Origin of the sequence: Aeromonas sp. QDB62 (assembly GCF_027705695.1) — a bacterium.
GTDB classification, from domain to species: Bacteria; Pseudomonadota; Gammaproteobacteria; order Enterobacterales; family Aeromonadaceae; genus Aeromonas; species Aeromonas allosaccharophila.
Genome location: NZ_JAPDCD010000117.1, coordinates 1 through 1331, shown reverse-complemented (window position 1 = coordinate 1331; position 1331 = coordinate 1). Strand labels below are relative to the sequence as shown.

The following is a 1331-nucleotide window of genomic DNA, read 5'->3' as shown; positions in this document are numbered from 1 at the left end:
CTGAACGTCAGAAGCCGACTGCACTATAGCAGCGGAGGGGTTGGATCCATCAGGCAACGACGGGCTGCTGCCGGCCATCAGCGGACGCAGGGAGGACTTTCCGCAACCGGCCGTTCGATGCGGCACCGATGGCCTTCGCGCAGGGGTAGTGAATCCGCCAGGATTGACTTGCGCTGCCCTACCTCTCACTAGTGAGGGGCGGCAGCGCATCAAGCGGTGAGCGCACTCCGGCACCGCCAACTTTCAGCACATGCGTGTAAATCATCGTCGTAGAGACGTCGGAATGGCCGAGCAGATCCTGCACGGTTCGAATGTCGTAACCGCTGCGGAGCAAGGCCGTCGCGAACGAGTGGCGGAGGGTGTGCGGTGTGGCGGGCTTCGTGATGCCTGCTTGTTCTACGGCACGTTTGAAGGCGCGCTGAAAGGTCTGGTCATACATGTGATGGCGACGCACGACACCGCTCCGTGGATCGGTCGAATGCGTGTGCTGCGCAAAAACCCAGAACCACGGCCAGGAATGCCCGGCGCGCGGATACTTCCGCTCAAGGGCGTCGGGAAGCGCAACGCCGCTGCGGCCCTCGGCCTGGTCCTTCAGCCACCATGCCCGTGCACGCGACAGCTGCTCGCGCAGGCTGGGTGCCAAGCTCTCGGGTAACATCAAGGCCCGATCCTTGGAGCCCTTGCCCTCCCGCACGATGATCGTGCCGTGATCGAAATCCAGATCCTTGACCCGCAGTTGCAAACCCTCACTGATCCGCATGCCCGTTCCATACAGAAGCTGGGCGAACAAACGATGCTCGCCTTCCAGAAAACCGAGGATGCGAACCACTTCATCCGGGGTCAGCACCACCGGCAAGCGCCGCGACGGCCGAGGTCTTCCGATCTCCTGAAGCCAGGGCAGATCCGTGCACAGCACCTTGCCGTAGAAGAACAGCAAGGCCGCCAATGCCTGACGATGCGTGGAGACCGAAACCTTGCGCTCGTTCGCCAGCCAGGACAGAAATGCCTCGACTTCGCTGCTGCCCAAGGTTGCCGGGTGACGCACACCGTGGAAACGGATGAAGGCACGAACCCAGTGGACATAAGCCTGTTCGGTTCGTAAGCTGTAATGCAAGTAGCGTATGCGCTCACGCAACTGGTCCAGAACCTTGACCGAACGCAGCGGTGGTAACGGCGCAGTGGCGGTTTTCATGGCTTGTTATGACTGTTTTTTTGTACAGTCTATGCCTCGGGCATCCAAGCAGCAAGCGCGTTACGCCGTGGGTCGATGTTTGATGTTATGGAGCAGCAACGATGTTACGCAGCAGGGCAGTCGCCCTAAAACAAAGTTA

The 1331-nt window shown here is 60.4% G+C and carries 1 protein-coding gene; it reads right to left on the bottom strand.

Features of this window, described 5'->3' with window-relative positions; genetic code table 11:
* Window positions 1–178: 178 nt before the first annotated feature.
* Window positions 179–1192, bottom strand: a complete 1014-nt coding sequence (gene intI1, locus OKC27_RS22670; protein WP_000845048.1) for a class 1 integron integrase IntI1 — start codon at window positions 1190–1192, stop codon at window positions 179–181.
* Between the last annotated feature and the right edge of the window lie 139 nt (window positions 1193–1331).

Bases quoted from the DNA above. Each gene is read 5' to 3' on its own strand.
- intI1 (WP_000845048.1), bottom strand. From the start codon at position 1,192: ATGAAAACCGCCACTGCGCCGTTACCACCGCTGCGTTCGGTCAAGGTT.